General features: G+C 74.3%; 18 protein-coding genes and 1 tRNA gene. 11 read left to right on the top strand and 8 right to left on the bottom strand.

The window, feature by feature from the left end:
* Positions 1 to 13: 13 nt before the first annotated feature.
* The gene (locus ACSU53_RS25360; RefSeq protein WP_437031310.1) at positions 14 to 700 is read right to left on the bottom strand and encodes a histidine phosphatase family protein; all 687 of its coding nucleotides are present in this window, start codon (positions 698 to 700) and stop codon (positions 14 to 16) included.
* A 62-nt stretch (positions 701 to 762) separates the two neighbouring features.
* Here ACSU53_RS25360 and ACSU53_RS25355 point away from each other — a divergent pair, with 62 nt between their 5' ends.
* Positions 763 to 1,758 carry a magnesium and cobalt transport protein CorA gene (locus tag ACSU53_RS25355; protein WP_437031308.1) on the top strand — a complete coding sequence of 332 codons (996 nt, stop codon included), beginning with the start codon at positions 763 to 765 and terminating at the stop codon, positions 1,756 to 1,758.
* A gap of 49 nt (positions 1,759 to 1,807) precedes the next feature.
* Here ACSU53_RS25355 and ACSU53_RS25350 read toward each other — a convergent pair whose 3' ends face one another.
* Positions 1,808 to 2,596, bottom strand: coding sequence for a ferritin-like domain-containing protein (locus ACSU53_RS25350; RefSeq protein WP_437031307.1), 789 nt, complete (start codon positions 2,594 to 2,596; stop codon positions 1,808 to 1,810).
* Positions 2,597 to 2,846: 250 nt separating this feature from the next.
* Positions 2,847 to 3,902 carry an LLM class F420-dependent oxidoreductase gene (locus ACSU53_RS25345; protein ID WP_437031305.1) on the bottom strand — a complete coding sequence of 352 codons (1,056 nt, stop codon included), beginning with the start codon at positions 3,900 to 3,902 and terminating at the stop codon, positions 2,847 to 2,849.
* 189 nt (positions 3,903 to 4,091) lie between these two features.
* Here ACSU53_RS25345 and ACSU53_RS25340 point away from each other — a divergent pair, with 189 nt between their 5' ends.
* Positions 4,092 to 5,078, top strand: a complete 987-nt coding sequence (locus ACSU53_RS25340) for an aldo/keto reductase (RefSeq protein ID WP_437031303.1) — start codon at positions 4,092 to 4,094, stop codon at positions 5,076 to 5,078.
* Complete coding sequence (locus tag ACSU53_RS25335; RefSeq protein WP_437031301.1) at positions 5,075 to 7,354, top strand: helix-hairpin-helix domain-containing protein; 2,280 nt, start codon at positions 5,075 to 5,077, stop codon at positions 7,352 to 7,354. The genes ACSU53_RS25340 and ACSU53_RS25335 overlap by 4 nt, the downstream gene beginning before the upstream one ends.
* Before the next feature lie 214 nt (positions 7,355 to 7,568).
* Here the strand turns inward: ACSU53_RS25335 and ACSU53_RS25330 are convergent, their stop codons facing one another.
* A complete protein-coding gene (locus ACSU53_RS25330) occupies positions 7,569 to 8,270 on the bottom strand; it encodes a hypothetical protein (RefSeq protein WP_437031299.1) in 702 nt (233 codons plus the stop codon).
* Between the two features lie 47 nt (positions 8,271 to 8,317).
* On the opposite strand from ACSU53_RS25330, the gene ACSU53_RS25325 reads away from it, so the two are divergent.
* On the top strand, positions 8,318 to 8,506 hold the full coding sequence (locus ACSU53_RS25325; RefSeq protein WP_437031297.1) for a DUF5703 family protein: 189 nt from the start codon (positions 8,318 to 8,320) through the stop codon (positions 8,504 to 8,506).
* Positions 8,507 to 8,619: 113 nt separating this feature from the next.
* Here ACSU53_RS25325 and ACSU53_RS25320 read toward each other — a convergent pair whose 3' ends face one another.
* From ACSU53_RS25320 to ACSU53_RS25310, 3 genes are all read right to left on the bottom strand, one after another.
* Positions 8,620 to 9,417: a chaplin gene (locus ACSU53_RS25320; protein ID WP_437031295.1), complete on the bottom strand. Its 798-nt coding sequence runs from the start codon at positions 9,415 to 9,417 to the stop codon at positions 8,620 to 8,622.
* A 164-nt stretch (positions 9,418 to 9,581) separates the two neighbouring features.
* Positions 9,582 to 9,815, bottom strand: coding sequence for a chaplin ChpH (gene chpH, locus ACSU53_RS25315; protein ID WP_437031293.1), 234 nt, complete (start codon positions 9,813 to 9,815; stop codon positions 9,582 to 9,584).
* Between the two features lie 235 nt (positions 9,816 to 10,050).
* Positions 10,051 to 11,376, bottom strand: a complete 1,326-nt coding sequence (locus ACSU53_RS25310) for a M20/M25/M40 family metallo-hydrolase (protein WP_437031292.1) — start codon at positions 11,374 to 11,376, stop codon at positions 10,051 to 10,053.
* 239 nt (positions 11,377 to 11,615) lie between these two features.
* Between ACSU53_RS25310 and ACSU53_RS25305 the strand changes: the two genes are divergently transcribed.
* Positions 11,616 to 11,700 (top strand) — tRNA-Leu (locus ACSU53_RS25305).
* Positions 11,701 to 11,776: 76 nt separating this feature from the next.
* On the top strand, positions 11,777 to 12,154 hold the full coding sequence (locus tag ACSU53_RS25300; RefSeq protein ID WP_437031290.1) for a YchJ family protein: 378 nt from the start codon (positions 11,777 to 11,779) through the stop codon (positions 12,152 to 12,154).
* Positions 12,155 to 12,413: 259 nt separating this feature from the next.
* Here the strand turns inward: ACSU53_RS25300 and ACSU53_RS25295 are convergent, their stop codons facing one another.
* The gene (locus tag ACSU53_RS25295; RefSeq protein ID WP_437031288.1) at positions 12,414 to 13,115 is read right to left on the bottom strand and encodes a FadR/GntR family transcriptional regulator; all 702 of its coding nucleotides are present in this window, start codon (positions 13,113 to 13,115) and stop codon (positions 12,414 to 12,416) included.
* A gap of 138 nt (positions 13,116 to 13,253) precedes the next feature.
* Between ACSU53_RS25295 and ACSU53_RS25290 the strand changes: the two genes are divergently transcribed.
* The 5 genes from ACSU53_RS25290 (at position 13,254) to ACSU53_RS25270 (ending at position 18,971) form a co-directional block, all read left to right on the top strand.
* Positions 13,254 to 13,772: a gluconokinase gene (locus ACSU53_RS25290; protein WP_437031287.1), complete on the top strand. Its 519-nt coding sequence runs from the start codon at positions 13,254 to 13,256 to the stop codon at positions 13,770 to 13,772.
* Between the two features lie 22 nt (positions 13,773 to 13,794).
* Positions 13,795 to 14,654, top strand: a protein-coding gene (locus tag ACSU53_RS25285; RefSeq protein ID WP_437032984.1) for an IS5 family transposase whose coding sequence is annotated in 2 segments (ribosomal slippage) — positions 13,795 to 14,140 and positions 14,140 to 14,654 — 861 coding nt in all. Because the reading frame shifts where the segments join, the coding sequence is not laid out codon by codon here.
* A 207-nt stretch (positions 14,655 to 14,861) separates the two neighbouring features.
* Positions 14,862 to 16,259 carry a GntP family permease gene (locus tag ACSU53_RS25280; protein WP_437031285.1) on the top strand — a complete coding sequence of 466 codons (1,398 nt, stop codon included), beginning with the start codon at positions 14,862 to 14,864 and terminating at the stop codon, positions 16,257 to 16,259.
* 204 nt (positions 16,260 to 16,463) lie between these two features.
* On the top strand, positions 16,464 to 17,543 hold the full coding sequence (locus ACSU53_RS25275) for a hypothetical protein (protein WP_437031283.1): 1,080 nt from the start codon (positions 16,464 to 16,466) through the stop codon (positions 17,541 to 17,543).
* 333 nt (positions 17,544 to 17,876) lie between these two features.
* Entirely contained in the window at positions 17,877 to 18,971 is a 1,095-nt protein-coding gene (locus tag ACSU53_RS25270; RefSeq protein WP_437031281.1) for a winged helix DNA-binding domain-containing protein, read from the top strand.
* Positions 18,972 to 18,979 lie beyond the last annotated feature (8 nt).

Here is an 18,979-nt window from a genome sequence, read left to right as displayed (position 1 = left end):
CTGCGGCCGACGATCACGGTGCGCCCGCACCGCCCCCGACCGGGGCGTCCTCCGCCGGTGGCTGATCGCGCGGCGCCAGGGAGGCGAAATCCCCGGTGTCGCCCAGGCGGACGAGGAAGGGGCGCAGCCGGGTGTAACGGATCGCGGTGATGGAACACGGTTCCACGGAGATCCGCTGGAAGAGGTCGAGATGAAGTCCGAGTGCTTCCGCGACGAGGGACTTGATGATGTCCCCGTGCGAACACATGAGGTAGACGGCGTCGGCGCCGTGCTCGCGCTCCACGCGCGCGTTCCACTCCCGCACCGCCTCGGCGGCGCGGGTCTGCATCGCGCGCAGGGACTCGCCGCCGGGGAAGGCGGCGGCCGAGGGGTGCGCCTGCACCACCTCCATGAGGGGTTCGTCCTTGAGTTCGGCGAGTTTGCGTCCCGTCCAGTCGCCGTAGTCGCACTCGCCGATGCGGTCGTCGGTGTGCGCGGTGAGGCCCGGGCGGGCGTCGAGCAGCGGCCGGACGGTCTCCTGGCAGCGCTGCAGCGGGCTGACGACGACCTCGTCGAGGGGGAGTTCCGCCAGGCGGGCGGGCAGCGCGGCGGCCTGCTCGGCCCCGCGGTCGTCGAGGGCGACACCCGGCGTGCGGCCGGCGAGCAGTCCCTCGGTGTTGGCGGTGGAGCGTCCGTGCCGGACCAGGAGCAAGGTGGGCATGCGGCCCAGGGTAGGCGCACGCACCGGTGCGGTGCCGTGCCGGTGAAGGGGGAATGCGGTCCGTGATCGTCGACTGTGCGGTGTACCGGGAGGGGCGGCGGACCGAAGCGCCCGGGGACTACTCCGACGCGCTGGCGCAGGCCCGCGCGGCGGGCGGCTTCGTCTGGATCGGGCTGCACGAGCCCGACGCGGGCGAGTTCGACCTGGTGGCGCGGGAGTTCGGGCTGCACCCGCTGGCCGTGGAGGACGCCCTCAAGGCGCATCAGCGGCCGAAGCTGGAGGTCTACGACGACTCGTTGTTCGTCGTGCTCAAGCCGGTCGACTACGAGCCGGAGAGCGACACGGTCTCCTCGGGGGAGGTCATGGTCTTCCTCGGTGACGGCTTCGTGGTGACCGTCCGGCACGGCGAGAGCGCCCCGCTCGCGGCCGTGCGCGACCGGCTGGAGCACGAGCCGGAGCTGCTGGGGACGGGGCCGACGGCGGTGCTGTACGGGGTCGCCGACGCGGCCGTCGACCACTACCTGGAGGTGGCGGCCGAGCTGCAGAACGACCTGGAGGAGCTGGAGACGGAGGTCTTCGACCCGGAGGGCGAGGGGTCGAAGAACACCGCGTCGAGGATCTACACGTTCAAGCGGCAGATCCTGGAGTTCCGGCGGGCCACCGGCCCTCTGACGATGCCGATGACGCGGCTCGCCGGGATCGGCACGTTCGGCGCCGGGGTGCCGTTCGTGGCGGACGAGGCACGGCCGTTCTTCCGCGACGTGCAGGACCACCTCACGCGGGTCAACGACTCGGTGGAGGGGCTGGACCGGCTGGTGTCGGACATCCTGTCGGCGCACCTGGCGCGGATGAGCGTGCGGCAGAACGACGACATGCGGAAGATCTCCGCGTGGGCCGCCATGGCGGTGGTGCCGACCATGATCGCGGGCATCTACGGCATGAACTTCGAGCACATGCCGGAACTCCGGTGGTCCGGTGCCTATCCGGTGGTGCTGCTGTTCATGGTGGTGCTGGAGGTGCTGCTGTACCGGACGTTCAAGCGGCGCGGGTGGATGTGACGGGTCACGGCCCGCCCGTCCCGGCGGGCGGGCCGGGCCGTGGCCGCCGTCAGGCGAACTCCGGGACGGTGCTCGCCGGTCCGCCCAGGGCGTCGCGGCGTTCCGGCATCCTCAGCGAGACCATGCGGTGCCAGCCGGCCAGCCGCTCGTAGACGTACCTCGCGCGGATGCCCGCCGCCAGCATCGCGGCCCTGGGCCGGGACCAGCCGAGGATGCGGCCCATGTGGGCCATGACCGCGAGGCTGACGTCCCGGTGGACGGCGATCTCGGCGAGCGCGCACTCCCGCAGGGCGCGCTGGATGGCCCGCCCGTGGCCGGCGCGGGCGAGCCGCAGCAGCTCCTCGTGGCAGTAGGCGAGGTGGTTGTCCTCGTCCCGGGAGATCATGCGGACCGCGCGGCCGAGTTCGGGATGGCCGGCGAAGTGGGTGCGCAGCAGTTCCATCTGCTCGGACGCGCGCTGTTCGGTCACCCGGCTGTGGGCGAGGTAGGTGACGATGTCCGCCGCGGTGAGGGCCTCGTCGCGCCGCAGCCTGGCGTGGGCCAGGCCGATCCCGTGCCGTTCCAGCAGCATCGTGTAGTCGGTCTCGGGCGGTACGGGCACGGGCTGCACGCCGCGCTTCCTCATCAGGGCGTTGAAGATGCGGCCGTGCTTGTCCTCGTCGGCGCCGTGTCGCGTGATCTTGGGGGCGAGGTCCCGCTGGTCCTCGGGGACCAGCGCGGCGATGCGGGCGTTCTCCCAGCCGCCCTGCGACTCGCCGCTCGCGGCGATCGAGCAGAACAGGGCGAACGACTCGTCGTTGTCGAGGATCTCCTGGAACAGACTCCTGGCCGAAAGCATCGTGACCACCTCTTCCGCGGGCTCGCAGGAGAAGAGTCAAATGCGGGAGCGGGCGAGGTCGCAACAGGGGTACGGGGGCCACTGCTCCGAACGGGGGACGTCCCGGTACGGCCCGGGCGGGCCCCCCGGGGCGGCCGTCCGGGCCGGAAGACGGCGCCCGGGGCCGTAACCGCCGAGCCGCGGGGGCGTTGTACCGCGTGACGGCCGTGGCGGGGAAGACCCCCGAGCCCCCACCACGGCCGTGGGTCTTTCAGGCGAGGCCGGCCCGCTCCAGCGCCTCGGTGCCGGCGCGCAGGGAGGCGAGGCGCTCGTCGAGCGTGAAGCCCGCCGGGGCGAGGGTCAGGGTGGTGACCCCGGCGGCGGCGTAGGCCTTCATCCGGTCGGCGATGCGGTCGACGGAGCCGAGGAGCGTCGTCTTGTCGATCAGGTCGTGCGGCACGGCGGCGGCCGCACCCTGCTTGTCGCCGGACAGGTACGTGTCCTGGATCTCGGCGGCCTCCCGCTCGTAGCCCATGCGGCCGGCGAGCTGGTTGTAGAAGTTCTGCTTGCGGCTGCCCATGCCGCCGACGTAGAGGGCGGTGTAGGGGCGGAAGGTGTCGGCGAGCGCGGTGATGTCCTTGTCGTCGCCCACGGCGAGCGGGACGGTGGGGCAGATGTCGAAGCCGTCCAGGGTCCTGCCCGCCTTCTCGCGGCCCGCGCGCAGGTGCCGTACGGCGGTCTCCTCCAGGTGCTCCGCCGCCGGGAAGATGAGCAGGGCGCCGTCGGCGATCTCGCCGGTCTGCTCCAGGTTCTTCGGGCCGATCGCGGCGATGTACAGCGGGATGTGCTCGCGCTGCGGGTGCACGGTGAGCTTGATCGGCTTGCCGGGGCCGCCGGGCAGCGGGAGGGTCCAGTGCTCGCCGTCGTGCGTCAGCCGCTCGCGGGTCATCGCCTTGCGGACGATCTCGACGTACTCGCGGGTGCGGGCGAGGGGCTTGTCGAACTTGACGCCGTACCAGCCCTCGGAGACCTGCGGGCCGGAGACGCCCAGGCCGAGGCGGAAGCGGCCGCCGGAGAGGGAGTCGAGGGTGGCCGCGGTCATCGCGGTCATCGCCGGCTGGCGGGCGGGGATCTGGAAGATGGCCGAGCCGACGTCGATCCGTTCGGTCTGGGCGGCGACCCAGGTGAGCACGGTGGCGGCGTCGGACCCGTAGGCCTCGGCGGCCCAGCAGACCGCGTAGCCGAGGCGGTCCGCCTCCTGCGCCACGGCGAGATTGTCCGCGTCCATTCCGGCGCCCCAGTAGCCGAGGTTGATCCCGAGCTGCATGACCCTCTCCCCTTACCGATGAGTAACGTCGCGTGTCCGCCGACCCTATACCGCCGGCGGCCGGGCGGGCGTGCTCCCGGGCGTCCCGCGGGCCCGGTCCGGCGACCCGCCGGGCCGGCCCCGGGCACCCCGGAAATCGTTGTCCACAGGCCCCCACATCGCCGTCCCCGGCCAGTAATCTCGGCGTCCATGGAGCAGAGGCATCTCGGCCGTACCGGCCTGCGTGTGTCCCGGATCGGGCTCGGGACCCTGACCTGGGGCCGGGACACCGACGAACACGACGCCGCGGACCTGCTGAAGACCTTCTGGGAGGCGGGCGGCACCCTCGTCGACACCGCGGACGTGTACGGCGACGGGGAGTCCGAGTACCTGCTGGGCAAGCTGATGGACGGCCTGGTCCCGCGCCGGGACCTGGTCATCTCGACCAAGGCGGGCAGCGTCCGGGACCCCGGCCGGCGCTTCGACGGCTCGCGCGGGCACCTGCTCTCCGCCCTGGACGCCTCGCTCGCCCGGCTGGGCACCGAGTACGTGGACGTGTGGCACGTCCACGCCTACGACCCGGACACCCCGCTGGAGGAGACCCTCCAGGCGCTCGACACGGCCGTCGCCAGCGGGCGGGCCCGGTACGCCGGGGTGTCGAACTTCTGCGGGTGGCAGCTGGCCAAGGCGGCGACCTGGCAGCTGGCCGCACCGGGTCCGCGCACCCGGCTGGCGAGCACCCAGATGGAGTACTCGCTGCTGCAGCGGGGCGTGGAGCGGGAGGTACTGCCCGCCGCGATCGACCTGGGGGTCGGGCTGCTGCCGTCCTCGCCGCTCGGCCGGGGCGTACTGACCGGCAAGTACCGCAACGACGCCACGCCGGCGGACTCGCGCGGCGCCTCGGAGCACCTGGCGCCGTTCGTCGCGCCGTACCTCGACGACACGGCCGCCCGCATCGTGGACGCGGTGACCACGGCGGCGGACGGCCTCGCGGTGACCGCGCTCCAGGTCGCCCTGGCGTGGGTGCGCGACCGGCCCGGCGTGACCGCGCCCGTGGTGGGGGCGCGCACCGCGCAGCAGCTCGCGGCGGCGTTGTCAGTGGAGGCGCTTACTCTTCCTGACGAGATCTGCCGGGCGCTCGACGACGTGTCGGCGCCCGTGCACCGCTATCCCGATCACGACTGGAGCACGCTGTGAGCACGGAGCCGCCCAAGACCGCTCAGGACACCGGGCCGGGGACGCCGGGCGGGGCGGAGAGCGGCGGACACCCGGACGCACCGGCCGCCGGGGAGCGGCACCCTCCGGAGGCGGCCCCGGCGCAGGCCCTCGGGGCGGCCCCGGCGGGCGGGGACGCGCCGGAGGGGGAGGCCGCGGCGGCCGGATCGCCGGACGAGGGCACCGCCGCCGGGGGCGCGCAGGTGTCCGAGGCCGAGGCGGAGCTGCTGGCGCAGCAGGTCGAGCGGGAGCGGATCGAGCGGCGCAAGGCGCAGAAGCGGGGGCCGGTCGAGGCCGGGGCGAAGCTCAGCGGGCCGGCGGCCGACCTGCTGGCCGCCGTGCGGGCCGTGGAGAGCGGGGCGCGGCCGGTGCGCGCCACGGTGTTCGAGGAGGCCGAGCCCGCCCCCCGGCGTCCGGCGCCCGAACCGGTGCGCCGGACGCCGGTGGCCGCGCCCGCCGAGGCGGCGCCCGCCCCCGAGGCCGTCGGCGCCGTGCGGGAGGTCCTGGTCCGGGGCGGCGCCCCCGAGGCGCTGGCGGGGCCCGCGGCCGCCGTGCTGGGCGAGGGGGCCGCCGAGGCGCTGCGGACGGATCCCTGGCAGCTGCTGCGGGTCGCCGGGGTGCGGCCGGAACAGGCCGACGGCTTCGCGCGGTCCCTGCTCGGCCCGGGGACCGGGCCGGACGACGGCCGCCGGGGGCGGGCGGTCGCCGTCTGGCTCCTGGAGCAGGCGGCGACGGCCGGGCACACCGCCCTGGACCTCCCGGCCCTGACGGCCGCGCTCGCGCGGCAGGGCGTGCCGGACGCGGAGACGGCCGTGCAGGACGCGATCGCGGAAGGGGAGGTCCTGGTCTTCCAGGACGCCGTGGACGACGGCCGGCCGGCGGCTCCGTCCGGGGCGGCGGCGGAGACCGGGGGCGACGGTGAGGTCCCGGAGGCCGGGGAGGCCGGCGAGGAGCGTCCGGTCCGCGTGCTGGTGGGTCTGGAGCGGTACGCGCTGGCCGAGGAGAGCCTGGCCGACGGTCTGGCCCGGCTGGCCGGCTCGGTGCCGGACCAAGGCGGTTCCGCCGCCGGCTGGGAGCAGGCGGCCGGCGCCGCCGAGGGGGCCGCGGCCGACCTGATCCGGGCCGTCGCCGGACATGGCCTGGTGCTGCACACCGGCGGCGCCGCGTCGGCCGCCGAGCCGGCGGCGCTGCTGCGGGCCGCGCACGGTCTCGGGCTGCGCGCCTGGGCGGCCACGCACGCCCCCGCTGGACGGCGCTCCTTCGCCGCGCTGCTGGGCGGGCCCGGCGGCGGTGAGGAGCCGGGTGTCGCCACGGTGACCGGGCTGCTGTCCGGAGCGGAGGGGCCGGGCCGGGACGCCGAGGGGGCTCTCGCCCTGGACCTGCTGGTCGTGCTCGACGCACCGCAGCTGGACGTCGAGGCCGCCGCGCTGCTCACGGAGTCGCTGCCGGACGGGGCCCGGCTGGTGCTGGCCGGGGATCCGGGGGTGCTGGAATCGGCCGGTCCGGGCCGGGTGTTCGCGGACCTGCTGGCCTCGCGGGTGTGCCCGCAGGTGGCTTCCCGGCGGCCGGATCCCGGCCCGCTGGGCGAGCTGGTCTCGGGGATCGGGGCCGGTGAGCTGCTCCGGGTCGAGGCGCCCGGCAAGGAGGTCGTGATCGTGCCGGTGCGGGACGCGGGCGAGGCCGTGCACCGGACGGTGCAGCTCGTGGTGGACTCCGTGCCCCGGGCGATCGGGGTGCCCGCCGAGGAGACGCAGGTGATCACCCCGGGTCACGGGGGCGCGGTCGGCACCCGGGTGCTGAACGCGGCGCTCAAGGAGCGGCTCAACCCGGGCCCCGGTCGCTTCGGCGGCTTCGACCCCGGTGACCGCATCGCCTACTCCCCCGCCCCGGGGCGCACGGTGCCGGGCCGGGTGGTGCGGGCCGACGCCGAGGGGCTGCACCTGTCCTGCGCGGGCGAGGCCGTGACCGTGCCCAGGGACCGGGTGGAGCGGTCGGTGCGGCACGGCTGGGCGCTGACCGCGCACCAGGCGGTGGGCTGCCGGTGGCCCGCGGTGGTCGTGGTGCTGCCCGGGGACGCGGCGGGCGTACTGAGCCGTCCCTGGGTCTACACCGCGTTCGGCAGGGCGGACCGGCACCTGTCGGTGGTGCACGGCGTGGAGCAGGCACTGCCGCGCGCGGTGGCCGAGGTGCCGGCGAAGCCGCGCACGACCCGGCTGCCCGTGCTGCTGGCCCCGCAGGCGGCCGCGGCGGACGGCTGAGCCCCCCGCGGGGCGCGCCGCCACACGGACGCCCGCGGACCGGCCACACGCCGTGGACGCGCCGGAGACACGCCGTGGACGCGCCGGGGACGCGCGGCGGACGCCCCGGGTGGCCACGCCGCGGCCGGTCACGCAGCGCGTACGTCAGGGGCCGGGCACGCCGACGGCGGTGACACCGAGGTGTCACCGCCGTGGGGCGTGTCCGGTGCGGCGGTCAGCGGTCGGCGTCGAGCGGCTCCAGGTCCTCGTCCCCGTCCGGGTCCCCGGTCAGGGTCCGGGCGAGCGCGTCGTCGAGGTCGTCGTCCTCGTCGTCGTCGAGGTCGTCGTCGAACACCGCGCTCACGTCGAAGCGGCAGATCACCCGCTGCGGGTCGGCGCCCTCGAAGGGGGCTTCGAGCCACTCGCCCGGTTCCGCCGGTTCGTCGGAGACCGTGACCCAGAGGGTGGAGTCGCCCTCCTCCAGCCCGAACTCCGCGTGCCGGGAGGCGATCTCGTCGGGCTCGAACTCGCCGAACAGCAGGCCGAGCGCACCGTGCACCGTGCCCGACGCCTCCCCGCCGCCGTCGTCGTCGGCCGCCTCGATCCGCTGGGCGTGGGCGCGCAGCCGCTGGGGTTCGGCGACGGCGTAGTCGCGTCGGATCAGCACACTCAGAGCGCTCGGCTCGTCGGGGCCGGTGTACGGCGGCAGCGGCTCCTCGCCGGGGATCTCGAACGGGGTGACCTCGTCGTACCGGTCGTAGAGCAGTTCGTCGTACTCCTCCGCGGCCGCGGCCAGCTCGTTGAACGCCTCGTAGACGGCCGGGTCGTCCTCGCCCGACCGGCGTTCGACCGCGGCCAGGTGGCGGTCGAGCGCGGTCTTGACCGCCTCGGCGGCGGCGCGTACCTCGGCAGCGGTGGGCTGCGCAGCATCAGACATAGTGCTGACGCTATCCGTACCGGGGCCCAGCCCGCACAATAGATGCGATGCCGGAATACGAATTTGTCGACGTGTACGTGCCGCGCGGGGTGTCCCGCAAGGAGACGGCACGCCTGCTGACCGACCACGCGGAGTACGGGCACTGGGAGTTGTACCGCCTGACGCTGTTGCGCGACGGCAGCCGCAGGGTGCGGCTGCGGCGGCGCATCATCCGTCAGGTACGGGCCACCTGGTGAGACCCGGCTCACCGTCGGGACGTGCCGTCCCGGGGTGAGGCGGCAGGGAGCGGGTCCCGCGGGCGCGGGTCCCGCTCCCTGCCGTGTGCGGCGGACCGTGCCCGGCCGGCCCGTCAGGCCGCGGAGCGGGCCCTGCGGTACAGGACGGCTCCGGCGAGCAGCGCACCGGCGCCGACCGGCAGCACCAGGCCCAGGGGCAGCTCGCTGCCGGTGGCGGCGAGTGCCGCCTCGGCCTGGTGCGCGTCGACGGAGCGGTTGCCCCGGTCGTCGCCGCCGTGGGAGCCGCCCGGGGTCTCGGCCCCCGGCGTTCCCGGCTGCCCCGGGGTGCCCGGCGTGCCCGGCTGCCCCGGCGTTCCGGGCGTGCCCGGCTCTCCCGGCTGCCCCGGCGTTCCGGGCGTGCCCGGCGTTCCCGGCTGCCCCGGCGTTCCGGGCGTGCCCGGCTCTCCCGGGTCGCCTGAGCCGCCGTCGGCGCAGCCGTTGCCGAAGGCGGGGTTGCCGATACCGATGATGTCGACGCTGTTGCCGCAGACGTTCACCGGGGCGTGGACGGGGACCTGGACGTTGTTGCCGGAGGCCACTCCGGGCGAATCGGAGGTGTGCCCGCCGGCGTGGGATCCGGAGGAGGCCCCGTGGTGGCCCGCGTCGCCGTAGCCGTCCGGCGCGGGGGCGCTCCGGTCGGCGCAGGCGTTGCCCATCGCGGGGTTGAGGAGGCCGACGACGTCGACCGTGTTGCCGCAGACGTTCACCGGCACGTGCACCGGCGCCTGCACCGAGTTGCCGGAGAGCACGCCGGGCGACCCCGCCGCGGCGCCCTGCGCCCCGGCGTCGGCGTGGGCGGCTCCGCCCGCGGCGGCGATCATGCCGGTCGCGGCCGCCATGGTCATCAGCCCCTTGCGGGTGACCTGTCGCATTGCTGTGTTCCTGCCTTCGACCTCGTGCCGGGAATGCCGATCGTGGCGGATTCCCGGGAAGTGGACGTACTCGAGACCGGACGGCCCCGGAGTGCATGGCGCGCACTCCGGGGCCGGCGGTTTCAACCCTGAAAAGAACCCGCCCTAACGAGCGAGGGATGACGTCACTGGTTGACGCAGGTGTTGCCGAAGGCGGGGTTCAGCAGCCCGATCACGGAGACCGTGTTGCCGCAGACGTTCACCGGGACGTGCACCGGAACCTGGATGACGTTGCCGGACACGACGCCCGGGGAGTGCACGGCGGCACCCTGGGCACCCGAGTCGGCGACGGCCATGCCCGCACCCGCGAGAACCAGACCACCCGTGGCAGCCGCAGCAGCGACGACCTTCTTGATCATTATTCCTCCTTGTTGGCAATGCGATCCAAAAGCGCGGATCACATCACGGGTAACGAGGAGGGAGTAATGAGGCTACGAGCTTATGGTCGCATTCACTCGTCCCGGTCAACTCCGCACGCCTGCGCGATTCGTGACCGGCCCACCGCGTGCGCGGGCCGGTCCTTTCCCGTCCCCGGCGCTTTCAGCACGCGGCGGTTCAGCACGCGGTCCTTCCGGCACGCGGCCGGCCTCGTCGTCAGGACGCGTCGAGGAAGCGGTCGAGGACCCGGACACCGAACTTGAGGCCGTCCACCGGCACCCGCTCGTCGACCCCGTGGAACATCCCGGCGAAGTCCAGCTCCGGCGGCAGCTGCAGCGGCGCGAACCCGAAGCAGCGGATGCCCAGGTCGTCGAAGGACTTGGCGTCCGTGCCGCCGGAGAGCATGTACGGCACGGCCCGCGCGATCGGGTCCTCGGCGCTGAGCGCCAGCTGCATCGCGTCGACCAGCCGGCCGTCGAAGTCGGTCTCCAGGGCCTTGTCGGCGTGCACGTCCTCCCGCTTGACGCGCGGGCCGAGGATGCGGTCGAGGTCGGCGAGGAACTCCTCCTCGTAACCGGGCAGGAAGCGTCCGTCGACGTGGGCGGTGGCCTGGCCGGGGATCACGTTGACCTTGTAGCCCGCACCGAGCATGGTGGGCGCCGCCGAGTTGCGCAGGGTGGTGCCGATCATGCGGGCGATGCCGCCCAGCTTGGCGAGGGTCTCGTCCATGTTCTCCGGGTCGAGCTCGGTGCCCAGGGCGTCGGAGAGCTCGTCGAGGAAGGCCCGGACGGTCTTGGTCACCCTGACCGGCCACTGGTGCCGGCCGAGGCGCGCGACGGCCTCGCTCAGCTCGGTGATGGCGTTGTCCGTGTTGGTCATCGAGCCGTGTCCGGCGGTGCCCTCGACGGTGAGCCGCATCCAGTGCATGCCCTTCTCGGCCGTCTCGACGAGGTAGAGGCGCAGCTTCTCGTTGACCGTGAAGGAGAAGCCGCCGACCTCGCCGATGGCCTCCGTGACGCCCTCGAACAGCTCGGGATGCTTGCGGACCAGGTGTTTGGCCCCGTACGTGCCGCCGGCCTCCTCGTCCGCGAGGAAGGCGAGGACGATGTCGCGCGGCGGCTTGCGGCCGGTGCGCATCCGTTCGCGGACGACCGCGAGGGTCATCGCGTCCATGTCCTTCATGTCGACGGCGCCGCGCCCCCAGACGCACCCGTCGGCGATCTCGCCGGAGAAGGGGTGGTGGGTCCAGTCCCCGGCATCGGCCGGTACGACGTCGGTGTGACCGTGGATGAGCAGCGCGGGGCGGGACGGGTCCTCGCCCTCGATGCGGGCCACCGTGGAGGCCCGTCCGGGGTGCGACTCGAAGATCTGCGGCTCCAGTCCCACTTCGGCGAGCTTCTCGGCGACGTACTCGGCCGCCTTGCGCTCGCCGGGACCCGAGTGGTCGCCGTAGTTGCTGGTGTCGATCCGGATCAGCTCGCGGCAGAGGTCCACGACCTCGTCCTCGCCGGTGACGTTCCTGGCCGTGTCGGTCCCGCTCACGTGCTTCCTCCCGCTCGTTCCCGCTGGTGCACCGGGGCGCCCGGCGGCGGCCCCGCTGGTGGGTCCCCCCATCCTCCCCCCTCGGCGGCCGGGCCCCAAGCCCCGGACCGGACCCGCGGGGCGTGCCGCCCCGCGGGTCCGGTGCCGCGGGGCGGGGCGGCGGGGTGATCGGCCACCCCTGAACACCTGGTAATGTTTACGTCGTCGCCGCGGGGGGAAACCCGCGCGACAGACACCTTGTCCGGGTGGCGGAATGGCAGACGCGCTAGCTTGAGGTGCTAGTGCCCTTTATCGGGCGTGGGGGTTCAAGTCCCCCCTCGGACACATGAAGCGCGAGGGCCGCGACCACGAGGTCGCGGCCCTCGGGCGTTGTCGGACACCACTGGTCGCGGAGGGTGACATGGCCACTCGTTCCTGCCCCTGCGGGCTCCCGGAGACGTACGAGGCCTGCTGCGGCCGTCTGCACTCCGGGGCCGCCGCCGCACCGACGGCGGAGCGCCTGATGCGGTCGCGCTACAGCGCCTTCGTCCTGCGGGACACCGGGTACCTGCTGCGGACGTGGCACCCGCGGACGCGGCCGGCCCGGCTCGACCTCGATCCGGCCGTGCGCTGGACCGGGCTGGAGATCCTGGACACCACCGACGGATCCGCCTTCGACGCGACGGGAACGGTCACCTTCCGGGCGTCCCACCGGGGCGGTTCGCTGCACGAGCGCAGCCGGTTCGAGCGGGTGGCCGGGGCGTGGGTGTACGTCGACGGGGACGTCACCGAGGCGTAGCGGGGCGAGGGCCCCGCGGAGGCCGGGCGGAGGGACGGCTCCGGCCGCCAGCGCGAGGTGCGGACCGCCGCGCGGGAGCCGGGCCCGGGGCGCGTGGTCGGGCCCGCGGCACACCGGGGGACGGACACCGCGGGCCGGGCGCGGGCGCCGGACGGCGGGCCCGTGCGAGGACGCCGTGCCGCGGGGCCGGCGTCCGGCGGCAACCCGGTGGCGGGCGGGTCCGCCCGGTGCCGCGGCACGGCCGCGCGGGACGCCGGCGTCACGGGGCCAGGACGTCCAGTTCCTCCAGGGCTCCCACGGTGATCTCCCGCGTCAGCCGCTCGGCGCGGTCGGCGTCGCGCTCCCGTACCGCCTCCGCCACCTGGACGTGCAGGGTGACGGCTGCCGGGTCGGGGTCGTCGAACATGACGTCGTGCTGGGTACGGCCGGTCAGGACCTCGGCGACGACGCCGCCGAGGCGGGCGAACATCTCGTTGCCGGAGGCCGTGAGGATCACGCGGTGGAAGGCGATGTCGTGGATCAGGTAGCCCTCCAGCTGCTGACCGCGTGAGTGGGCGACCATCCCCAGGGCGCAGCGGGTGAGTTCGGCGCACTGCTCGGGCGTGGCGTGCCGGGCGGCCAGTCCGGCCGCGACCGGTTCGACGGCCGAGCGGAGCACGGTCAGGGACCGCAGCTGCCGGGGGCGGTCGGCACCGGCCAGCCGCCAGCGGATGACCTGCGGGTCGTAGACGTTCCACTCCTGGGCCGGCAGCACCGTCACGCCCACGCGGCGCCGGGACTCGACCAGGTGCATCGACTCCAGGACGCGCACCACCTCGCGCATCACGGACCGCGACACGTCGAAGCGCTGAGCGAGTTCGTCGGTGCGCAGGACGCTGCCCGCAGGGTACTTCCCCGCCGTGATCTCGGGGCCGAGGGAGTCCAGTACGCGTCCGTGCAGCCCCCGGCCGGTTGTGCTCATGCACTCAGCGTACGGGGCGGATCACGGAAACAAAAAGTCAGACTTATAAGTCACACAGTCTTGAATTCGTCTGACCAATGAGCTTCAGTTGCGTCGACATCACGTGTCGACGAGGACATGCAGACAGTGAGGGCAGCGATGAAAATCCCCAGCGTCGTCGTGGTCATGGGGGTCTCCGGCACCGGCAAGACCACGGTCGGAAACCTGCTGGCGGACCGGCTCGGCGTCCCGTACGCCGAGGCGGACGACTTCCACCCCCGGGCCAACATCGAGAAGATGTCGGCCGGGATCCCGCTCACCGACGACGACCGGTGGCCCTGGCTGGACGCCATCGGCGACTGGGCGCGCGGACGCGCCGGGCTCGGCGGTGTGGTGAGCTGCTCGGCCCTCAAGCGCGCCTACCGCGACCGCCTGCGGGACGCGGCCCCCGGCCTCGTCTTCCTGCACCTCACGGGTGACCGCGCGCTCGTCGCGGAGCGGCTCGCGCAGCGGAAGGGCCACTTCATGCCCACGGGCCTGCTCGACTCGCAGTTCGCCACGCTCCAGCCGCTCGAACCCGACGAGGCGGGGGCCGCCGTGGACGTGACGCCCGCCCCGGCGGAGATCACCGAGCGGGCGCTGGCGGCCCTGGCGGAACTGCCCGAGCCCCCCGCCTAGGCCGTTTCTTTCAGATCATCGGATCGTTGGTCTGGGTGTGTCGTTGACTGACGCCCAGTGGGCCCGCATCGAGCCGTTGTTGCCGGACCGGACCCCTCGGCGCGGTGGTCGGTGGCGTGATCACCGGCAGGTGATCGACGCGATCGCGTTCAAGTACCGCACCGGCACCCCGTGGATGGACCTGCCCGAGCAGTTCGGGTCGTGGAAGGGCGCGTACAACCGGCTGCGGAAGTGGGCCGCCGACGGCACTTGGGAGAAGGTCTTCACCGCCCTGCTCGCCCAGGCCGACGCCGAAGGCGACCTCGACTGGGTCGTCGCAGTCGACTCCACTGTCGTGCGCGCACACCAGCACGCCGCCGGGGCCCGTCAAAAGGGGCCCCGGCCGGCGAGCCGGCTGACCATGCCCTCGGACGGTCCCGCGGCGGACTGACCACGAAGATCCACCTCGTCGCGGACGGCGGTTGCCGACCGCTGGCGTTCGTCATCACGCCGGGTCAAGCAGGTGACGCACCCGCCTTCGAGCAGGTCATGGCCCGGTTACGGGTGCCCAGACGGATCGGCCGCCCCAGGGTCACGCCAGACGTGGTCCTGGCCGACAAGGCGTATTCGTCCCGGGCGATCCGCCTCCATCTTCGACAGCGGAAGATCCGAGCGGTGATCCCGCAGCCGGCGGACCAGGCTGCGAACCGCAAGCGACGTGGTCGGCTCGGGGGCCGTCCCCCGGCCTTCGACCGCGAGACCTACAAGCAGCGCAACACCGTCGAGCGGTGCATCAACAAGCTCAAGCAATGGCGCGGCCTGGCCACCCGCTACGACAAGACGGCCACCATTTACCTAGCCGGACTGCACCTCGCCGCCATCTTCATCTGGTCGACGAGGTGATCCGAAAGAAACGGCCTAGTCCGCTCCCCCCTCCCTTCCCCTCCCCGACCCCTCCCCCTCCCTTCCCCTCCCCGACACGGGCACAGGGGCCGGGCATCCCCGCCCCGGTACCGGAGCGCCCCCACGGCTCCGGAGCCGCTCCCCCCGTCCCCACCCCCCACGTCATTTCCCCCACGTCCCCCACCCCGTAGAAACAAGGGATCCACCGTGACCAGACTCAGCGTCGAGATGCTGGCAGCGGACGCACCCGAGCCGATCACCTCGGCCGGCCACGCTCAGCTGGGCATCGCCGTCCTGGCGGGCATCGCCGTCATCGTCCTGCTCATCACCAAGTACAAGCTGCACGCCTTCCTCGCGCTGACCATCGGGTCGCTCGCGCTCGGCGCCTTCGCCGGAGCGCCGCTGGACAAGGCCATCCTCAGCTTCGGTTCCGGGCTCGGCTCCACCGTCGCCAACGTCGGTGTGCTGATCGCCCTCGGCGCCATCCTCGGCAAGATGCTCGCCGACTCCGGCGGTGCCGACCAGATCGTCGACACCATCCTCGCCCGGGCGAGCGGACGCGCGATGCCCTGGGCGATGGTGCTGATCGCCTCCGTGATCGGCCTGCCGCTGTTCTTCGAGGTCGGCGTGGTGCTGCTGATCCCCGTCGTCCTGATGGTCGCCAAGCGGGGCAACTACTCCCTGATGCGCATCGGCATCCCGGCGCTCGCCGGTCTGTCCGTGATGCACGGCCTGGTCCCGCCCCACCCCGGCCCGCTGGTCGCGATCGACGCGCTGGACGCCAACCTCGGTGTGACGCTGGCGCTCGGCGTGCTGGTCGCCGTCCCGACCGTCGTCATCTCCGGCCCGGTGTTCTCCCGGTACGCCGCCCGCTGGGTGGACGTCCCGGCACCGGAGCGGATGATCCCGCAGCGCCCCTCCGAGGAGCTGGAGAAGCGGCCCGGCTTCGGCCCGACGCTGTTCACCATCCTGCTGCCGGTCGTGCTGATGCTGGCCAAGGCGCTGGTCGACATCGTCATCGACGACACCGGGAACAGCGTGCAGCGGGTCTTCGACGTGATCGGCTCCCCGCTGATCGCGCTGCTGGCGGCCGTGCTGGTCGGCTTCTTCACGCTCGGCATGCCCGCCGGGTTCAGCAAGGAGCGGATGCAGCAGCTGGTGGACAAGAGCCTCTGGCCGATCGCGGGCATCCTGCTGATCGTCGGCGCGGGCGGCGGCTTCAAGCAGACGCTGATCGACTCCGGGGTCGGTCAGATGGTCCTGGAGATATCCGAGGACTGGTCGATCCCGGCCCTGCTGCTGGGCTGGCTGATCGCGGTGGCGATCCGGCTCGCGACCGGCTCCGCCACGGTGGCGACGGTCTCGGCGGCCGGTCTGGTGGCCCCGCTCGCGGCCGACATGTCGACCACCCACGCGGCTCTGCTGGTGCTGGCCATCGGCGCCGGTTCGCTGTTCTTCAGCCACGTCAACGACGCGGGCTTCTGGCTGGTGAAGGAGTACTTCGGCCTCACCGTCGGCCAGACCGTGAAGACCTGGTCGGTGATGGAGACGATCATCTCGGTGGTGGCGGGCGGCCTGGTGATGCTGCTGTCCCTGGTCATCTAGCCCGGCGGCCGTGCGGCACCGCGGTGAGCGGTGCGGCGGCGGCCGCCCACCCCCTTCCGTGCCGCGGACCGGTCACCGGTCCGCGGCACGGTGCTGTGCGCACGGCACCGGCCGGGGCCGTCCCGGCCGCGAGGGGGCCTTCCGGTGAGCGGCGGACCACCGGATGATGGGGGCTCCGGTGCCGACCATCGTGCGGGGGACGTCATGAGGGCATGGCTCGGGGCGCGGATCTCGGGGCTGCTGATCGCCGGCTCCCTGGCCGTCTCCCTCACGGTCGCGCTGGGGGGCGCCCCGGCCGGACCGGATCCCGGCGCGGGCATCCCGGAGGCCGCCCCGGACAGCACACCCGGCCGGAGCACGGCCGAGACGGCGGTGCCGCTGCCGGGCACGGGCGCCGGGGGCCGTACGTCCCCGGACGGAGGACGCCGCTCGGTCGCCCCGGGCCCCGAGGTCCCCCGGCCGCGCCCCGCCGCGCCCCCACCCGTACGGCCGGAGCCCGCCGCCCCGCCCGCCCGGCCGCTCGCCGCGCCCGTGTGGCTCCCGGCGGGGCCGCGGTCGCCGGACACCGACGGGGTGGCGGACCCGGCGAGCGTCTACGACCTGCTGCGGACGCCGGACCGCTGCGCCGAGGTCCTGCGGGCGGGGGCGGATTCCCGTGGGGCGGGGACGGGCGCGGGACCGGACGCCGAGTGGCGGGTGCTGGGCGCGCTGGCGCGGGCGTGCCTGGCGGTGCGCGGTGCGGGCGGCGGCGACTGGGCGGAGGCGGCCCGGGAGCACGCGGCGCTGGCGGGACGGCCGCTGGGCTGCAAGGGCCGGGCCGCGTACGCGGTGCTCGGCAGGCTGCTGGAGTTCCACGCGAGGCATCCGGGCGCGACCGTGCGGCCGGTGAGTCCGTCACGCGGGGGCGCCGCGTGCGACTTCCGGGTGGTGTCGGTGGACGTGGGCGGGGACGGCGAGGCCCGGCCGGGCGAGGCGGTGACGGCCGAGCTGGACGGCGTGTTCTTCGACCCGGAGGAGTTCCTCCGCGAGGGGGAGGTGTCGGTCGGCGGCATCCCGGTGACGGACCCGGCGGTGCCCGGCCCGCTCGTGGCGGAGACCGGGCCCGGGGGGCGGCTCACCCTGGCGTTCCGCGTGCCGGCGGGGACGCCCGCCGCCCCGGCCGTGGCCCTGTCGGTCGGCTACGCGGACGTCCGGGCGGTACGGGAGCGGGCCTTCGCCGTCGTGGAACCGCCCGCTCCGGCGGCTCCCTCACCCTCCGGGACGGGCACCGGACCGGCGGCCTGAACGGCGGCCCGCGCGAGCAGCCGGGAGGACGTCTTCCGCATGCCTGCCAGGATGCCCCGCAGTGGAGGACAGCACCTGTCCGCTATGGCTGCCAGGGTGGTGCGCACGCCGGCCGGGGCATCGTCCCCGGTCACGGCGGCCGTTCACCCGGACGAGCGGGCAGGCGGTACTCGGATCCCGACGAGGCGAGGAGCCCACGATGTCCGTCACGACCACCACGCGTCCGCAGGTCCGGGGTTCCGTCCCCCCGTCCCCCCGCCCGCGCCCCCCGGCCGCACCGACGACCGCCCCCGGCGTCCGTCGCCCCCACCGAGTCACGAGCTGAGCCCTGTCATGACGATCCTCGACCACCGCGCCCTCAACCGGGCCACCCTCGCCCGCCAGTTCCTGCTGGCCCGCGCCGACACCACCACGCCCGAGGCGGTGGCCCACCTGTGCGGCCTCCAGGCACAGGAACCGCAGGAGCCCTTCATCGGGCTGTGGTCCCGCCTGGCCGGCTTTCGGCCCGGGCACCTGGACGACGCGCTCACCGGCCGCGCCGTGGTGCGCACCCCCCTGATGCGCCGCACCCTCCACCTCGTCACCGCGGACGACGCGCTCGCCTGGCGGGCCCGCCACGACACCATGCTGCGGCAGCGGGTGCTGGGCACCTACCGGAGCGAACTGTCCGGACTCGACGTGGAGGAGGTCGCCGCGGCGGGCCGTGCGGTGATGGCCGACGGGCGGCCCCGCACCATGCGGGAACTCGTCGACGCCCTCGGGGACCGCTGGCCGGACCCGCCGCGCCGCGCCCTGGGCGAGCTGCTGGTCGCCGCGCTGGTCCCCACGGTCCAGCTGCCGCCGCGCGGTCTGTGGCAGCGCAAGGCCGGGGTGCGCAACGTGTCGCTGCCCGTCTGGCTGGGGCGGGACGTCGAGCCGCTGCCCTCGGGCGACGGCGATCCCGTCGGGCAGCGGCTGCTGCGCCGGTACCTGGCCGCCCACGGGCCCGCCGCCGGCGCGGACCTGCGGGCCTGGTGCGGCCTCACCGGGCTGCCCGCCGCCGTCAAGGCGTGCCGGGACGAACTCCTCGTCTTCCGCGACGAACGCGGGCGTGAACTGTTCGACCTGCCCGACGCGCCTCGGCCCGACCCCGGCACCCCGGCCCCCGTCCGGTTCCTCCCGGCCTTCGACAACGTCGTCCTCGGCCACCACGACCGCAGCCGGATCATCGACGACCGCCACCTCGGGCTGTCCGTGGCGGGCCACCGCATGGTCCTGGTCGACGGACGCGTCACCGCCACCTGGGCCGTGCGCGACCGAGCGCTGCGCGTCAGCCCGCTCCGCCCCCTCACCGCCGCGGAACGGAAGGACGTCCGTGCCGAGGGCCAGGACCTGGCCGTCTTCCTCGACGAGGGCATCGAGGACGTCCTGGTCGAGGCCGCGCCCTGAGGACCCGC

The sequence above is a fragment of the Streptomyces sp. enrichment culture genome (genome assembly GCF_964273255.1).
In the GTDB taxonomy this organism is placed as follows: domain Bacteria; phylum Actinomycetota; class Actinomycetes; order Streptomycetales; family Streptomycetaceae; genus Streptomyces.
Note: the sequence above shows the minus strand (reverse complement) of the source record. Positions and strands in the feature narration are given on the sequence as shown.